The sequence below is a fragment of the Streptomyces sp. NPDC002779 genome (genome assembly GCF_042888685.1).
Lineage (GTDB): Bacteria > Actinomycetota > Actinomycetes > Streptomycetales > Streptomycetaceae > Streptomyces.
On the sequence record NZ_JBIAQC010000009.1, the window covers coordinates 250,786 to 266,770 of the forward strand.

Sequence of the window (15,985 nt, forward strand, 5' to 3'; positions counted from 1 at the left end):
GGTCTCTGCAAACCGCGTTAACAAGACGTTGACGTGCGAGCAATAAGCGCAAAACTCCAGGTCAGGGCTTTGCTCAGGTCACCGGGGTGAGCTGGACGGGGAATCCGTTGAGGACGGCGTTGCCCGACAGCGGGTCGAGCAGGCTGCCGTCGAGGAGCTGGTTGACGTTGGCTCCGGGCTCCTTGCGCGCGTGGCTCAGCCGGGTCCCGGGCCGGTCGTGCCCCCAGCCGTGCGGCAGGCTGACCACGCCGGGACGCACAGCCTCGGTGACCTCGGCGGGCGCGGTGACCTCTCCCCCGGTCCCCTTCAGCCGTACGTCCGCCCCGTCCCGCACGCCGAGCCGTTCGGCGTCGTCGGGATGGATGTGCAGGGTGCAGCGGTTGCTGCCGCCGGTGAGGGCGGGCACGTTGTGCATCCAGCTGTTGTTGGAGCGCAGATGGCGGCGGCCGACGAGGACGAGGCCGTCGTCGGGGCGGCGCCGCAGGGCCTGCCTGAGCCGGGGCAGGTCGTCGGCGATCGGCCGGGGCAGCAGCTCGACCTTCCCGCTCCTGGTCTTCAGCGGCTGCGGCAGCCGGGGCCGGAGCGGGCCGAGGTCGATGCCGTGCGGATGCGCCAGCAGCTTGTCGAGGCTCATCCCGTCGGGCCGGGCGCCGAAGCCGTCGCCGTAGGGGCCGAGGCGGAGCATCATGTCGAGCCGCCGCTCGGGTCCCGAGTCACCGCTGAGCTGGGTTTGCAGCTCGCGCGGATCGCGGCCGTGGACCGGCGAGTGCGGCTCCTTGACCGCCTTGCCGAGCGTCTGGTCGAGGACCAGCTGGTCGACGGCGGCCGGGTCGGCGCCGTGCATCCCGCTCGCGGCGAGGACCAGCCGGGCCATGATCTCCGTCTCGGCCATGCGGCCGGGCTCCAGCGGGACGGCGGCCCGGGTGTAGCGGACCTGGTTGCGCACGGCGAGGGTGTTGAACGCGAAGTCATGGTGCGGGCTCTGGGAGGGCGGGGGCGGCGGCAGCACGACCGTGGCGTGGCGCGAGGTCTCGTTGAGGTACGGGTCGACGCTGACCATGAAGTCCAGGGAGTCCAGCGCCTTGTCGAGCCGGTCGCCGTCGGGGGTGGAGAGCACCGGGTTCGCGGCGATGGCGACGAGCGCCCGGACGGGCTCGCCCTGCTCGGTCGGGGTGTCGATCTCCTCGGCGAGGGCGGAGATCGGCAACTCCCCCTTGGCCTCCGGGTACTGGCTCACCCGGGAGTGCCAGCGGGCGAGCTGGAAGCCGTGGCCGGGGCCGGCGGGGCGGGGCGTGCGGTCGGTGGCCGCCTGCGGGAAGAGGGCGCCGCCGGGACGGTCGAGGTTGCCGGTGAGGATGTTGAGGACGTCCACGAGCCAGCTGGCCAGCGTGCCGTGGGCGACCGTACAGCTGCCGATGCGGCCGTAGACGGCGGCGGTCGGCGCGGCGGCGAGTTCGCGGGCGAGCGTGCGGATCGTGTCGGCGTCGACGTCACAGGCGTCCGCGACGGCGTCGGGAGTGAAGTCCCTTACCGCCTCCTGGAGTTCGCCAACCCCCTCAAGATGGGGAGTCAACTCCCCCGTACGCACGAGCCCTTCCTCGAACAGCACGGACGCCATGGCGGCGAGGAGCAGCGCGTCGGTGCCGGGGCGGACGGCGATGTGCCGGTCGGCGAGCCTGGCCGTACGGGTGCGGCGCGGGTCGATGACGGTGAGGGTGCCGCCGCGGGCCTTGAGGGCCTTGAGCCGGCCGGGGAAGTCGGGGGCGGTGCACAGACTCCCGTTGGACTCCAGGGGGTTGGCGCCGATGAGGAGGAGATGGTCGGTGCGGTCGAGGTCGGGCACGGGGATGGCGTTGGCGTCGCCGAAGAGCAGGCCGCTCGACACGTGCTTGGGCATCTGGTCGACGGTGGACGCGGTGAACAGGCTGTGGGTGCCGAGGGCGCCGATCAGGAGGGGCGGGTAGAGGCCGCCGGCCATGGTGTGGACGTTGGGGTTGCCGAGGACGATCCCGACGGAGTGCGGCCCGTACCGCTCCACGACGGACCGGATCCCCGCGGCTACGGCGTCGAAGGCCTCCTCCCAGGTGGCCTCGCGCAGGACGCCGTCCTTGCGCACGAGGGGCCCGGTGAGGCGGTCCGGGTCCCCGTCGACGGCCCCGAAGGAGGCCCCCTTCGGGCAGATGAACCCCTGGCTGAACACATCGTCCCGGTCCCCCCGGGCCCCGGTGACCCGGCTTCCCTCGACGGTGAGCGTCAGGCCACAGGTGGCCTCGCACAGCGGACAGATGCGCAGAGCGGTGCGGGACACGGGTCCTCCTGGGGCGGCGACGGCGGCGCGCGGACGTGAGAGCGAGCATACCGACCGGTAGGGATGCTGGGGAGGGGCTGGTGGAGGTCAGTCGAGCAGACCCCGCCCGGGGAAGCCCCGGCAGCGGCACGCCCCCCGATCAGTCCAGAACCCTCGCCAGATACGCCCGCAGCAGCTCCCTCGCCTCGCCGATGATCCGTTCGTCCCCCTCGGGGGCGACCCGGAAGGCGAGGTGGACCAGGGTGTCGGCCGTTTCCACGGCGACCAGGAAGACGCGGCGCAGGTCCTCGTCGGGGGTGCGGTCGAGGTAGTCGGACAGCAGGTCGGTGAGGCGGTCGGCGACTCGGTGGTTGGGTTCCGCGCGGCGGGCGCCGACCGGTATCTGGTTGCCGAAGTCGACCAGGGCGAAGCCGGGGGCGGTGCGTTTCATCAGCAGGTACTCGTCGAGTACGACGTCCATGGCCGTCCGCCAGTCGCGGACGCCGACGCCCGCCAGGCGCTCGGTGACGCGGTCGGCGTAGCGGTCGAGGTTGCGCTGGGCGAGGGCGTCGGCCATCTGGCGCTTGTTGCCGAAGAAGCGGTAGACCGAGCCGATGGGGACGCCGGCGCGCTGGGCGACCGCGCGGGTGCTCAGGCCGTCGTAGCCGACCTCGTCGAGGAGTCCGGCGCAGGCGTCGAGGATTCTGGTGAGCCGTTCGGCACTGCGTCGCTGGACGGGCGCGCGGCGGAGCGAGGTCGCGTGGGGCACGGGCTTCATGATGCCTTTCCGGCTCGGTCCGGTGAACCTTGCCCTCCTGTACGGACCCCGGTGGCCCCTGCACTCAGTCCCGGCTCCGCTCCGGAGGCCGTGATGTCGGCCGTGCTCTCGATCGGCTCCCCGTCCACCGCCCACACCGTGCCGTCGTCCGCGTAGAGCCGGGCGGTGACGTGGTGCGTGCCGCGCGGGACGAGGTGGGCCGGGAGGCGGTACTCGGGGGTGCGCACCTTGGCGATCAGGCGGCCGTCGAGATAGAGGTGCGCCAGGCCCTGTCCGGCGACCGGCACCTCCTTGGTGCCGGCGGGCGAGAAGCGGAAGTCGCGGACGGTCAGCCGCACGTCCCAGCTCTCGTCGGCGTTGGGCTGCACCTCGACGCCGACCTCGGGCGCCTGGTCCCCGTCCACCTCGCGGTAGAGCCGGCCCTCCTCGTCGGCGTCGTCGAGCAGCTCACCGACCGGCGAGGGCGACTCGCCGTTCTTCTGCTCCTGTGTGCCACTGGAGCCGCAGCCCACGGATCCGGTCAGCAGCAGGACACAGACCGCGAGCGCGGCGAGCAGCGCCCGCGTCCACGACATGCCCGGAGCGTAGAACACCGGTCCGACAACCCGGATCCCCCTGAGGTCTGGTTCCGGTCGTCCCTGATGAGGAGAACCCGGGTACCACCCGTCCCCCTCTTGCGTCCGCCGAGCCACAATCCTACGGTGATGCATAGGATTACTGAGGGCGAGGGAGCGATCATGAGCGGGGACGCGCGGAAGACCGCGGAGGGGCTGTCGTATCTCCAGGGATTCGGCAATGAACACGGCTCCGAGGCGGTGCCCGGCGCCCTGCCCGAGGGCCGCAACTCACCGCAGCGCGCGCCACTCGGGCTGTACGCGGAGCAGCTGAGCGGTTCGGCGTTCACCGAGCCGCGGGCCCACAACCGCCGCTCGTGGCTGTACCGGATCCGCCCCTCGGCGGCCCACCCGGCGTTCACCCGCATGGACAACGGCCCGGTGCGCACCGCGCCCTTCACGGAGTCGGTGCCCGATCCGAACCGGCTGCGCTGGAACCCGCTGCCGGAGCCCGCTCCCGGGACCGACTTCCTGGCCGGCCTGTGGACCCTCGGCGGCAACGGCGACGCGACCCAGCGCACCGGCATGGCCGTGCACCTCTACAGCGCCGACGCCTCGATGGACCGCGTCCTCAGCGACTCCGACGGCGAGCTGCTGATCGTCCCGGAGCGTGGCGGGCTGCTGCTGCGCACCGAGTTCGGGCTGCTGCACGCCGAGCCGGGGCATGTGGCGCTGATCCCGCGCGGGGTGCGCTTCCGGGTCGAGCTGCTGGACGGCACCGCGCGCGGCTACGTCTGCGAGAACTACGGCGCCCCCTTCCAGCTCCCCGACCTCGGCCCGATCGGCGCCAACGGCCTCGCCAACGCCCGCGATTTCCGGGCGCCCGTCGCCGCGTACGAGGACGTCGAGGGCCCGGTGGAGGTCGTGAACAAGTTCTGCGGCAACCTCTGGCGGGCGACGTACCACCACTCCCCGCTCGACGTGGTCGCCTGGCACGGCAACCACGTGCCCTACGTGTACGACCTGCGCCGCTTCAACGTCATCGGGACGATCTCGTACGACCACCCGGACCCGTCGATCTTCACGGTGCTGACGTCGCCGAGCGACACCCCCGGTCTCGCCGGCGTCGACTTCGTGGTGTTCGCGCCGCGCTGGTTGGTGGGCGAGGACACCTTCCGGCCGCCGTACTTCCACCGGAACGTGATGAGCGAGTACATGGGCCTGATCGAGGGCGCCTACGACGCCAAGGCGGAGGGCTTCGTGCCGGGCGGGGGGTCGCTGCACAACATGATGTCGGCGCACGGCCCGGACCGGGAGACCTTCGACCGGGCGAGCGCCGCCGAGCTGACGCCGCAGAAGATCGACGACGGGCTCGCGTTCATGTTCGAGACCCGGTGGCCGGTGACCCTGACCGCGCATGCGGCCGAGGCGGAGCACCTGCAGCGGCGCTACGACGACGTGTGGCAGGGTCTCGAACGCCACTTCCGCCCCTTGCACTGATCAACTCATGCCGGTACGGATGGCCACGTGACCTCCTTCGCCCCGGACTCCATCGTCCTGAACCGCAAGCTGCCGCTGTGGTACCAGGTGTCGCAGTCGCTGCGCGCCTCGATCCTCGGCCGCCGACCCCAGGACCCGCTGCGCCTGCCCACCGAGGAGCAATTGGCGGGGCACTACGGCGTGAGCGTGCTGACCATGCGGCAGGCGCTGAAGGAGCTGGAGGACGAGGGGCTGATCTTCCGGCACCGGCGCCGGGGCACGTTCATCGAACCGCATGTGCAGCGGGGCGCGCCGGTGCGGCTGCTGGGGTCGGTGGACGCGATCGTGGCCCAGCAGTCGGGGATGACGACCCGGATGCTGGACCACGGCAAGGGGCCGGTCCCCGCCGAACTCGCCGAGTACTTCCCGGATCCGGGCGAGGTCGGGACGTACCACCGGCTGCGCAGCGACGAGAAGACGGGCGAGCCGACCAATCACGCCCGCAACTACGTCCGCCCCGAACTCGCCGCCCGTATCGATCCGGCGGACCTGGCGCGCTGGCCGATGACGAAGGTGCTGCGGGATGTGGTCGGGGCGGACATCAGCCGTATCACGGACACGGTGGAGGCGCGGCTGGCGGAGCCGGAGACGGCCCGGCTGCTGGAAGTGCCGTTGCTGAGCCCGATCTTGCACTACACGGGCATTACGTACGATTCGGGCGGCCGGGTGCTGGATGTGGCGGTCATCAACTACCGGGGTGACCGTTTCTCGTTCACGGTGACCCTCGACGCGACGTAGTCGGCCACGTCGTACGATGCCCAGCGTGACGCACGACGACGCGCCGCCGCTGGCGGACCTCATGCCGTGGTCCGTCGCACCGCTGCGGCTGGGGCGGGGGTGGCCGACGGGCCCCGACGCGGCCTGTCTGAAGGCCCGCTGGGACGCCTTCGTCAAGGCCGAGGGCCCCGACCGGGAAGCGCTGCTGGAGCCGACGCGCTCCCGCACCCTGCACTCGGCGGTGGCTCAACTGCCGGGCCACCCGGGCGGTACGGAGAAGCTGCTCCGTGCCTCGGGGCCGTGCCCGGAGCCGGTGCGGGTGCTGTGCGCGCCCTTCGACGAGCAGTGGCTGATCCCGGACCACCGGCTGATCGACGCGGCCCGGCCGGAGTTGTGGCGGGTGGCGGACGACCACCAGACGTTCCTGGTCGAGACCCCCGGCCGGCTCCTCGCCACCGCCCTCCTCCCCCTGCTGCGCCCGGGCCGGATCCGCCCCCTGTACCGCCGCCCCGGCGGCACGGAACCCAACCTGGCCCCGGGCCTGCTGGACCACCTGGCGACCCGCCTGGGCCTGTCCCCGACCCCCGCCGACCTCCTGGCCTGGACCCTCACGGCGGCCCGCCCGGACCTCACGGTCCCCCTCCCCGACGACCCCGGGCTCTGGGCGCGGGGCGTGGAGTCGGGCCACCGCCTCCTGTGGCTGATGCGCCGCGACGGCGACCGCCCCAGACTCCCCGGCGGGCGCCGCCCGTACGTCCGCGCCCCGCTGCCCTCCCGCCCGCTGACCCTCGTCTACGACCGCGAGGAGGAGGCCCTGCACCTGGACGAGGGCCGCATCTCCCCGGTGCCGCCGGAGGCCTGGGACTACGAGGCGGACGGCGTCCGCGTGCTGGAACGGTGGTTCACGGTCCGTACGGCCGAGGCGGCGCAGCCGGGCACCCTGGCGGCGATCCGCCCGCCGACCTGGCCGCAAGTGTGGACGTCAGAGCTGCTGGAGCTGATCACCATCCTCGCGCTGCTGGCCGAACTCCGGCCTTTCGAGGAGGAGTTGGCGTCCCGGATCACCGCGACCGAGCTGCGCGAGGCGGGCGTGTTCCCGGTACCGGACGCAGCACGCCGCCCGGCCTCGGTACTGGACGGCCCCGAAGAGGGCCCCGAGGGGCAGCTCGCGCTGATCTAGCGGCCCATGGCGCCGACCAGCCCCCACCGGGCATGATCGCCCGCATGGAACCGCAGCCGCTGCCCCTCGCCGGGATCACCGTCGTCGCCGTCGAACAGGCCGTCTCGGCCCCCTTCGCCACCCGGCAGCTCGCCGATCTCGGCGCTCGGGTGATCAAGGTCGAGCGGATCGACGGCGGCGACTTCGCGCGCGGCTACGACACCGCGGCCCGCGGGCTCGCCTCGCACTTCGTGTGGTGCAACCGCGGCAAGGAGTCCCTCGCCGTGGACCTGAAGGACCCCCGCGGCCTGGACGTCGTACGGCGCCTCGTGCGCGACGCGGACGTCTTCGTGCAGAACCTCGCCCAGGGCGCCGCCGCCCGGCTCGGCCTGGACGCGGCCACGCTGTGCGCCGCGCATCCGCGGCTGATCGCCGTGGACATCTCGGGGTACGGCGCCGACGGCCCGTACGCGGACAAGCGGGCCTACGACATGCTCGTGCAGTGCGAGGCGGGCCTGGTGTCGGTGACCGGGACGCCGGGGCAGCCGGTGAAGGCGGGGATCCCGGCGGCGGACATCGCGGCGGCCATGTACGCCTTCTCCGGGGTGCTCGCGGCGCTGGTGCGCAGGGGCGTGACCGGGCGGGGCGGCCCGGTGGAGGTGTCGATGCTGGAGTCGCTGGCGGAGTGGATGGGGCATCCGCTGCACCACGCGCTGCACGGCGGCACGGCACCGGCGCGCACCGGCCTGGCGCACGCCGTCATCGCGCCCTACGACGCCTATCCGACGGCGGACGGGGGCCGGGTGCTGCTGTCGGTGCAGAACGACCGGGAGTGGCGGCGACTGGCTGAACAGGTGTTGGAGCGCCCGGAGTTGGCCACCGACCCGGCCTTCGCCACGAACGCGGCGCGGGTGGCGCACCGGGAGCGCACGGACGAGCTGGTCGGGCAGGCGCTGGGCGCGCTCGGCACGGACGAGGCGCTGGCGCGCCTGGAGGGGGCGGGTCTGGCGTGTGCGCGGTTGAGGGATCTGCACGAGGTGGCGGACCATCCGCAGCTGGCGGCCCGGGAGCGGTGGCGGGAGGTGGGCTCGCCGGTGGGACCGCTCCGGGCACTGCTGCCGCCCATCACGCTGCCGGGCGGGGACGCGGCACGCATGGGGGACGTGCCCGCGCTCGGGGAGCACACCGAGGAGCTGCTGCGCGCCGTGGGAATGACGGACGACGAGATCGCAGCGCTGCGCCGGGACGGTGTGGCCGCCTGAGCGCGGGGCGCGAACGCCTAGTGGCCGCCGAACAGCGAGCGGCGCAGTCGGCGCAGCGGCGCGAAGAGCGAGACGCGACGGACCCGCGCCCGCCGGTCGCTCTGCTGACGCACGGGCTCACGGGCGGTCAGCTCACGCATCAGCAGGGTCGCCTCGGCCGCCTCCCGCTGCGGTACGGCAGGGCCACCCAGCACCGAGAGATGGCGGTCGAGGCGCGAACTGGTCGCGCTGCTCCCGCAGGTGATCGCAGGGACCCTGGCCCTGCTGCGCACTGTTATCTGATCCATGTCACTCCCCACCCGTACGAGTCCACCCGGCCCGGGCAGGGTAACCCTATCGCCCCCTCGGGGCACTCGTGTATCGCGGTCACAGGATTCACCTTCCCCGTAAGGGTGTTGACGACTCGTCCGTGATTACTCTCCGAATCCAACCGATTTCAGGGCGAGTTGGACAACCGGCTGTGTAGTGGGCTGCGGCGATCCCCCGTCCGGCTCGACGGTCACAGCCAGTGACGTGGCGGAGGTGTCGAGGCCGGACGCGACCAAGGGCGTGTTGCCGTCGAAGAGCCCGAGGGAGCGCGGTTGCGCGCCCGGGCGCATGAGCCACAGTTGGCGCACCCGGTCGCCCGGAAGGTCGGCGTAGCCGCCGAGGGTGACGACCGCGCTCCCCTCCGACACGGAAGCGATCACCCCGATGCTCCGGCCCTCGGCGTCCCGCCCGGTGCTCGCGCGCGCGTCGGGGGCGGCGAGAACGTGGGCGATCTCACGCGCCTGCGCCCGCTCGGCGTCCAGCTGCTCCTGCTGCCGGTTCGCCTGCACGGCGAACAAGGAGGCGACGACGAGGGCAGCGGCGGCCGTGGCGGTGGCGAACGGCACGAACAGCGGCCGCCGCTCCCGCACCCGGCCCGGCGGCGGCCGCGTCCCCCACACATGCGGCGGCAACTGCGGCTCCCGCGCCCGCACGGGCTCCTGAGCGGTCGTCCGTACGGCGGCCAGGACCCGTTCGCGCAGCGCGGCCGGCGGCGGCGCGGACGTCGACCAGGCCAGCCGTACCGCGTCCTCGGTCAGGGTCCGTACCTCGGCGGCGCAGCGCGCGCACGTGGCCAGGTGCTTCTCGAAGCGCACGCGCTCCCCCGGTTCCAGGGCGTCGAGGGCGTAGGGGGCGGCGAGGGAGTGGAGGTGCTCACGGCCGAAGAGGCTCATGCGGCACCTCCGAGGCACTCGCGCAGCCGGGTCAGGCCGTCCCGCATCCGGGTCTTGACCGTGCCCAGCGGCAGGGAGAGCCGTTCTGCGACCTCCCGGTAGGTGTAGCCGTCGTAGTAGGCGAGGGTGACGGACTGCCGTTGCAGGGCGGTGAGCCGGTCGAGGCAGCGGCGCACCCATTCGCGCTCCAGGCCGGCCTCGACCTCCTCGGACACCTGGTCGAAGGCGGGGTGATGGGACCGCCGTGCCTCGCGCTGCTCGCGTTCGCCGGCCGCGCGGGCGCTGCGCACCCGGTCCACGGCCCGGCGATGGGCGAGGGTGAGGATCCACGCCAGGGCGCTGCCCCGGCCGGGGTCGAACCGTCCCGCGGACCGCCACGTCTCCAGCAGCACCTCCTGCGCCACCTCCTCCGACTGCGCCGGGTCCCGCACGACCCGCCGCACCAGACCGAACACCGGCCCCGACACGATCCCGTACAGCTCCTCGAAAGCCCGCTGGTCGCCGCGGGCCACCAGCATCAGCAGCTCGTCCGCCTCCAACTCGCCTCCCCCTCCCGCGAGACCGCATCTCGGCCGTCCCGTCCCACGAGGTATTCGCAACGCACCCACCTCCGGATGGGGTTACGGATCGGAGGGCCGAAAACGCGGGTCGGCGGGGCGCCGGATCAGTTTCGGCGCGGACCAATCCGCCCGGCACCCCGCTCCGAATCCCGGTGCGTCAGAGAAGCTGAACCGAGGACGGACGGCATGACACCAATCTCCAGGAGCGGCGCGGGACGCGCGAGTGCCGCGACCCTCAACTTGGAGGCGGGCGAGTGACCCTCCGTCGAACGGTCGCCTCCGGCGCGGCCCTGCTCACGGCCGTCGGCGCGCTGGTGCTGGCCGGTTCCCCGTCCGCGAGCGCGCACCCCCTCGGCAACTTCACGGTGAACCGCTACGACGGACTCGTGGCCGCCCCCGGCACCTTGCGCGTGGACCATGTCGAGGACCTCGCCGAGATCCCGGCGACGCAGGCGAAGCCGGACGTCGAACGGCTGGGCCTCGACGCCTGGGCCGGGCGGCGGTGCGCCACCGCAGCCCGGGACAGCGCCCTCACCGTCGACGGCCGGAGCGTCGCCCTCACCGTGGAGACCGGTCACGCCTGTCGGGGGCCCGGACAGGCCGGGCTCGACACGCTCCGGGTCGAGTGCGTGCTGTCGGCTCCGCTGCCCGATGCCGACAGCCTCGCGCTGGACTTCCGGGCCGCCGGTGCCGGGTCGGGGCCCGGCTGGCGGGAGGTCACCGCGCGCGGCGACCGGATGACGCTCACCGCCTCCGACGTACCCGAGGAGTCGCTGTCCCGCGAACTCCGCGACTATCCGGAGGAGTTGCTGTCCTCCCCCGCCGACACCCGGGCCGCCTCCCTGAGCGTGCGGCCGGGTGGTCCCGCGCCGGCCGGGGAGGAGCGGGACGCGCCCGCCGCCTCGGTGCTGCCGCGCGGCGCCGACCGCTGGACGCGGGCCCTGGACTCCCTGGTGGCCCGCCACGACCTCACTGTCGGCTTCGCCGCCCTCGCCCTGTGCGTCGCGGTCGGTCTCGGCGCCCTGCACGCCCTCGCTCCGGGCCACGGCAAGACGCTCATGGCGGCGGTGGCCGCGGCCCGCGGTGGACGCGCCCGGCTGAAGGACGTCCTGCCGCTCGCCGCCTCGGTGACGGTCACCCACACGCTGGGCGTGGTCGCTCTGGGGCTGCTGATCACCGCGGGGCCCACCGCGGCACCGGGCGTGATCACCTGGCTGGGCATCGCCGGCGGCGCCCTGGTCACCGCCGCGGGCGCGACGCTCGTACGGCGGGCCTGGCGCGGCCGGAGCCACCGGCACCCGCACACCCCGGCGCACGTGCCCGCGCGCACGCCCGTCCTGGTCGGCGCGCACACCCACCAGCACGCCCACCCGGGCACCCACACCCACGTCCACAGCCACGGGGGTCATACGCACACCCACGCCACCGCCCCGACCGTGCGCGGCACGATCCTCCTCGGGTTCGCCGGAGGGCTCGTGCCCAGTCCCTCGGCCGTCGTGATCCTGGTCGGGGCCGCGGCGCTCGGGCACGCCTGGTTCGGGCTGCTGCTCGTGGTGGCGTACGGCGTCGGGCTCGCGCTCACCCTCGGCGCCGCGGGGTTCGCCGTGGTGCGCCTGGGAGCCGGGGCGAGCGGGACGCTGGAGCGGCGCCCGCGCTGGGCCGCCCGTCCGTCGGCGGCCCTGGTCCGCCGTACCGCACCGCTGGTATCCGCGGTGGTCGTCGTAGCTCTTGGGGTCGGATTGGTGTGCAAGGGGGCGGCATCCGCACTCGGTTGAGCTACTTTGTGAGGAAAAGGTGATTTCGCGCGCATGCGAATGGGGGCGCCCGTGTCCGACGCACCGGGCAGTGAACGAGTGATCGCGGGCCGCTACCGTCTCCTGTCCCCCCTCGGCGAGGGCGGCATGGGGACGGTCTGGCGCGCCCGGGACGAGGTGCTGCACCGCGAAGTCGCCGTCAAGGAGGTGCGGGCCCCGCACGGTCTGCCGACCGCCGATGTGGAGCGGCTGTACGCCCGTCTGGAGCGCGAGGCGTGGGCGGCGGCCCGGGTCGCGAACCGGAATGTGGTGACGGTGTACGACGTGGCCGTGCAGGACGGCCGGCCGTGGATCGTGATGGAGCTGGTCCGCGGCATCTCGCTGGCCGAACTCCTGGACGCCGAAGGCCCGTTGGCCCCGCAGCGCGCGGCGCACATCGGGGCCGAGGTGCTGGCGGCGCTGCGGGCCGCGCACGAGGCCGGGGTGCTGCACCGGGACGTGAAGCCGGCCAACGTCCTGCTGTCGAACGACGGCCGCGTGGTGCTCACCGACTTCGGGATCGCCACGGTGGAGGGCAGTTCCGCGCTGACGATGACCGGTGAGGTGATCGGCTCGCCCGAGTTCCTCGCCCCGGAGCGGGCGCTGGGGCGCAGGCCGGGACCGGAGTCCGACCTGTGGTCGCTCGGCGTGCTGCTGTACGCGGCCGTCGAGGGCAACTCCCCGTTCCGCCAGGACACCCCGCTCTCCACCCTGCGCGCGATCGTCGACGAGGAGTTGCCGGCGCCACGCCGGGCCGGTCCGCTCGCGCCCGTGATCGAAGGGCTGCTGCGCAAGGACCCCGCCGAGCGGCTGCCGGCGGAGCGGGCGGAGCAGGAACTGCGGATCGTCGGCGCGGGCGGGACCCCGCGGGCGGGGACGGTCCGGGCGTCGCCGTACGCCCCGACCCCCGCCGGGCAGCGGCCGCCGTCGCCGACCCCGCCCCTGCCCTACTCCGCGGCGGCCACCGCTCCCGCCCACCCCACCGCCGAGGAGCGCCCCGGCCGCAGCCGCCGTGCCGCCGCCGTCCTGGTCGCCGGTCTCGCGGCGCTCGCGCTGGCGCTGGCCGGTCTGATGTACGCGCTGCTGAACGGCGAGAAGGACGGCGACCGCGCCGGGAGCGGCACCACCAGCCAGGCGGAGACGGAGCCGGAGCCGACACCGTCCGAGACGGAGGACGACAGCACCCCGGAGCCGACGCCGAGCGAGACGCGGACGGAGTCGAGCCCGCCGCCGCAGTCGGTGGAGGTCTCCCTGGCCGGGTCGCACACGGAGTACGAGGGTGCCTGCCCGCCGCCGGAGGCCGAGGCCCCGGCCTTCACGGCGACGTTCACGGTGGGCCGGCTGCCCGCGGAGGTCAGCTATCGCTGGGTGTCGCGGGACGGCGAGGTGATGGACCAGGGCTGGAAGACGCTGTCGTTCCCCGAGGGCGGCTCCCGCACCAAGGAGGACCGCGCGTTCGTGACGACATCCGCCGAAGACTCGGACAGCGGTACGTTCGAGAACGAGATCAGTGTCGAGGTGCGGGACCCGGTGGAGACGACGTCGGAATCGGTGCCCTTCTCGGTGACCTGTGTGACGGAGACCCCGACGGACGGGGTCTCCCCTGCACCCTCACCGAGCGACTGAAGGATCAGGCCGTGCGGTTGAGGACCGGCAGATAGCCGCCGGACTGGCCGGCCGCGGTCGGGTGGTACGAGTCGCCGATGTTGAGCCAGTTGACACTGTGCAGCCAGGAGCTGCCGGAGCAGATCTCATGGCCGGTGAAGGTGGGGCGGACGTCGCCGAACGTGAAGGAGTACGCGGCGGCGCGGCGGGCGACGGCGGCGTCCAGGTAGTCGGCCGCGTCGTTGATGGCCTTGCGCTTGGTCTCCGACAGGCCGAGGCAGGCCTGGCCGAGCTGGTAGAAGCGGGGGTAGCCGAGCACGACCACCCGGGCGGACGGGGCCTTGGCGCGGATCGCCGAGTAGACGCTGTCGAGCTTGCCGGGGAGCGTGGAGTCGACGTACGCCTTGGCGGTGTTGATGCGGGAGATGCAGGCACTGTCGGACTGGAGCACACAGGTCGTCATGACGTCGGCGAACCCGGCGTCGTTGCCGCCCACGCTGATGGAGACCAGGGCGGTGCTGGAGCTGAGCGGGCCCAGCTGGTTGGCCAGAACATCACCCGTTCGAGCGCCCGCGCAGGCGGTGAAGGCGAACGACGAGGGTGAGTTGGCGGCCGCCCAGAGGTAGGGGTGGGCCTTCGTGCTGCGCTTGCAGTCACCGCTGGAGCTGATGTAGCTCCCGGCGCCTACGCCCGAGGCGTAGGAGTCGCCGAGGGCCACGTACGGGCCGGGGGCTGCCTGGGCCGGGCCGGCGCCGGTGAGCACGGCGCCGACGGCGAGGAGGAGTGAGCTGACGTAAGCGGCGATTCGGGAACGTCTCATGGAACCTCCCTTTAGCAGGATCTCTGCCATAACTGTGGTAGCAGCTACGCGTGTTGACGGGAAGTGTGCATGTCAACAATTCAGTTGTGCGCCCCCCTCGCCGTCTTGACGCCGTCGCGGGCCTGCGCCACATTGAAGTCCGGCATCCGGCGCTTCGGGGGGCAAAGTCGCCAATGCAGACGTTCAGGCTGAAGACATCTTCATCGGACGGCGTTCAGCGTGTGCGACCGGGACCTGAGGACCTGGCGCCGCTGCTGGCGGGCGCCGCGACGGCCGTGGGGGCGGCCGGAGCGCTGCTCGCGCTGGCCAACAGCGATTCCCCGCTGCGCGGCCCGCTCACGCTGTTCTTCCTGCTCGCGGCACCGGCCGCGGCCATCGCCGCCGCCCTGCGCGGGCTCGACCCCTTCGGCCGGACGCTCGCCTCCCTGGCGGGCGCGGTCGTCGTCAACATGCTGGTGGCCCAGGGGATGCTGGCCCTGCACCAGTGGTCGGCCACCGGCGGCATCGTGACCGTGACCGCGCTGAGCTCCCTGCTCTTCCTGCTGGTTCTGGCGCGGCGGCTGCGCGGCCGTACGGAAAGAAGGCGGAATCCCTGACGTGGACATCAGCGTGTACCGTCCCGGCGAGCTGACGGCCGCTGACCGGACGGCGTGGACGGCGATGCAGTCCAAGGCCCATCTGCACGGCTCGCCCGAGCTGGCGAACCCGTTCCTGTCACCCGAGTTCGCGCTGGCCGTCGGCCGCTGCCGCTCCGGCGTGCGGATCGCCGTCGTACGGGAGTCCGGCGAGCCCGCCGCGTACTTCGCCTACCAGCGCACGGCCGGCGGAGTGGGCCGGGCCATCGGGCTCGGGGTCTCCGACGCCCAGGGCGTGGTGCACCGGCCCGGGTTCACCTGGGACGCCAGGGAACTGTTGCGCGCCTGCGGGCTCGCGGTATGGGAGTTCGACCACCTCGTCGAGGGCCAGCCGGCGTTCCGCGCCGGGGCCACCGGATCCTTCCCATCACCGGTCATGGACGTGGAGCAGGGGTACGAGGCGTATCTCCGCGAACTCCGCGAGCGGGCACCGAAGTTCACCCGGACCACGCTCGCCAAGGAGCGCAGGCTGGGGCGCGACCACCCGGGCGTGCGGTATGTGCACGACGAGCGGGACCCGGCCGCGCTGCGCACCCTGATGGGCTGGAAGTCGGCGCAGTACCGCAGGACCGGGCGCAGCGACCGGTTCGCCCAGGACTGGATCACCCGCCTGGTGGAGCAGCTGTTCCACACCCGCACCGAGTCGTTCGCCGGGGTCCTGTCGGTGCTGTACGCCGGGGACAAGCCGATCGCGGCGCACTTCGGGCTGCGCAGCGAGCGGGTGCTGGCCTGCTGGTTCCCGGCGTACGACCCGGCGTTCTCGAAGTACTCCCCCGGTCTGGTGCTGCACCTGCGGATGGCCGAGGCGGCCGCCGCGGACGGCATCGCCCAGCTGGACCTCGGCCGGGGCCGGAAGGAATACAAGGACTCCCTGAAGTCGCGTGAACTGAGCGTGGCCGAGGGATGGGTGACGCGACGTCATCCGGTGGCGTTCGGACACCGGGCACGACGTGCCCCGGTACGGGCCCTGCGCAATGTCGTGGTGTCCCGGCCGGAGCTGTTCGAGCCCGCCGACCGGCTGCTCAAGAAGGTGGGAAAGATCAGGTCAGGTCGGTTGTAACGGATAAACCGTCA

Annotated in this window: 15 protein-coding genes; 8 read left to right on the plus strand and 7 right to left on the minus strand. The window is 73.1% G+C overall.

All coding sequences use genetic code 11. The annotated features are described in order from the left end of the window. Positions 1 to 73: 73 nt before the first annotated feature. From ACFYW5_RS25755 to ACFYW5_RS25765, 3 genes are all read right to left on the minus strand, one after another. Positions 74 to 2,308 carry a molybdopterin oxidoreductase family protein gene (locus ACFYW5_RS25755; protein ID WP_389419438.1) on the minus strand — a complete coding sequence of 745 codons (2,235 nt, stop codon included), beginning with the start codon at positions 2,306 to 2,308 and terminating at the stop codon, positions 74 to 76. A gap of 139 nt (positions 2,309 to 2,447) precedes the next feature. Then, a complete protein-coding gene (locus ACFYW5_RS25760; protein ID WP_389419439.1) occupies positions 2,448 to 3,065 on the minus strand; it encodes a TetR family transcriptional regulator in 618 nt (205 codons plus the stop codon). Beyond that, on the minus strand, positions 3,062 to 3,640 hold the full coding sequence (locus ACFYW5_RS25765; protein ID WP_389419440.1) for a hypothetical protein: 579 nt from the start codon (positions 3,638 to 3,640) through the stop codon (positions 3,062 to 3,064). The genes ACFYW5_RS25760 and ACFYW5_RS25765 overlap by 4 nt, the downstream gene beginning before the upstream one ends. A gap of 162 nt (positions 3,641 to 3,802) precedes the next feature. Here ACFYW5_RS25765 and hmgA point away from each other — a divergent pair, with 162 nt between their 5' ends. The 4 genes from hmgA to ACFYW5_RS25785 are packed head-to-tail and all read left to right on the plus strand — an operon-like array spanning position 3,803 to position 8,296. Then, positions 3,803 to 5,119 carry a homogentisate 1,2-dioxygenase gene (hmgA, locus tag ACFYW5_RS25770; protein ID WP_389419441.1) on the plus strand — a complete coding sequence of 439 codons (1,317 nt, stop codon included), beginning with the start codon at positions 3,803 to 3,805 and terminating at the stop codon, positions 5,117 to 5,119. A 27-nt stretch (positions 5,120 to 5,146) separates the two neighbouring features. After that, a complete protein-coding gene (locus ACFYW5_RS25775; RefSeq protein ID WP_389419442.1) occupies positions 5,147 to 5,896 on the plus strand; it encodes a GntR family transcriptional regulator in 750 nt (249 codons plus the stop codon). Between the two features lie 16 nt (positions 5,897 to 5,912). Beyond that, a complete protein-coding gene (locus ACFYW5_RS25780; RefSeq protein ID WP_389419443.1) occupies positions 5,913 to 7,055 on the plus strand; it encodes a type ISP restriction/modification enzyme in 1,143 nt (380 codons plus the stop codon). Positions 7,056 to 7,099: 44 nt separating this feature from the next. Next, positions 7,100 to 8,296 (plus strand): CaiB/BaiF CoA transferase family protein, encoded by a 1,197-nt coding sequence (locus tag ACFYW5_RS25785; RefSeq protein WP_389419444.1) that lies wholly within the window; start codon positions 7,100 to 7,102, stop codon positions 8,294 to 8,296. 17 nt (positions 8,297 to 8,313) lie between these two features. Here ACFYW5_RS25785 and ACFYW5_RS25790 read toward each other — a convergent pair whose 3' ends face one another. The 3 genes from ACFYW5_RS25790 to ACFYW5_RS25800 form a co-directional block, all read right to left on the minus strand. Further along, on the minus strand, positions 8,314 to 8,583 hold the full coding sequence (locus ACFYW5_RS25790) for a hypothetical protein (protein WP_389419445.1): 270 nt from the start codon (positions 8,581 to 8,583) through the stop codon (positions 8,314 to 8,316). 126 nt (positions 8,584 to 8,709) lie between these two features. Continuing rightward, positions 8,710 to 9,498: an anti-sigma factor domain-containing protein gene (locus tag ACFYW5_RS25795; protein WP_389419446.1), complete on the minus strand. Its 789-nt coding sequence runs from the start codon at positions 9,496 to 9,498 to the stop codon at positions 8,710 to 8,712. After that, positions 9,495 to 10,037: a sigma-70 family RNA polymerase sigma factor gene (locus ACFYW5_RS25800; RefSeq protein WP_389419447.1), complete on the minus strand. Its 543-nt coding sequence runs from the start codon at positions 10,035 to 10,037 to the stop codon at positions 9,495 to 9,497. Before ACFYW5_RS25800 ends, ACFYW5_RS25795 begins: the two co-directional genes overlap by 4 nt. A gap of 275 nt (positions 10,038 to 10,312) precedes the next feature. Here ACFYW5_RS25800 and ACFYW5_RS25805 point away from each other — a divergent pair, with 275 nt between their 5' ends. Together ACFYW5_RS25805 and ACFYW5_RS25810 are read left to right on the plus strand one after the other, a co-directional pair. Continuing rightward, a complete protein-coding gene (locus ACFYW5_RS25805) occupies positions 10,313 to 11,833 on the plus strand; it encodes a nickel/cobalt transporter (protein WP_389419448.1) in 1,521 nt (506 codons plus the stop codon). Positions 11,834 to 11,866: 33 nt separating this feature from the next. Further along, the gene (locus tag ACFYW5_RS25810; RefSeq protein WP_389419449.1) at positions 11,867 to 13,477 is read left to right on the plus strand and encodes a serine/threonine-protein kinase; all 1,611 of its coding nucleotides are present in this window, start codon (positions 11,867 to 11,869) and stop codon (positions 13,475 to 13,477) included. A 4-nt stretch (positions 13,478 to 13,481) separates the two neighbouring features. On the opposite strand, the gene ACFYW5_RS25815 is transcribed toward ACFYW5_RS25810, so the two are convergent. Next, complete coding sequence (locus tag ACFYW5_RS25815) at positions 13,482 to 14,276, minus strand: SGNH/GDSL hydrolase family protein (RefSeq protein ID WP_389419450.1); 795 nt, start codon at positions 14,274 to 14,276, stop codon at positions 13,482 to 13,484. A gap of 221 nt (positions 14,277 to 14,497) precedes the next feature. Between ACFYW5_RS25815 and ACFYW5_RS25820 the strand changes: the two genes are divergently transcribed. Further along, complete coding sequence (locus ACFYW5_RS25820) at positions 14,498 to 14,872, plus strand: hypothetical protein (protein WP_389419451.1); 375 nt, start codon at positions 14,498 to 14,500, stop codon at positions 14,870 to 14,872. Position 14,873: 1 nt separating this feature from the next. Further along, the gene (locus ACFYW5_RS25825) at positions 14,874 to 15,971 is read left to right on the plus strand and encodes a GNAT family N-acetyltransferase (RefSeq protein WP_389419452.1); all 1,098 of its coding nucleotides are present in this window, start codon (positions 14,874 to 14,876) and stop codon (positions 15,969 to 15,971) included. Positions 15,972 to 15,985: the final 14 nt, after the last annotated feature.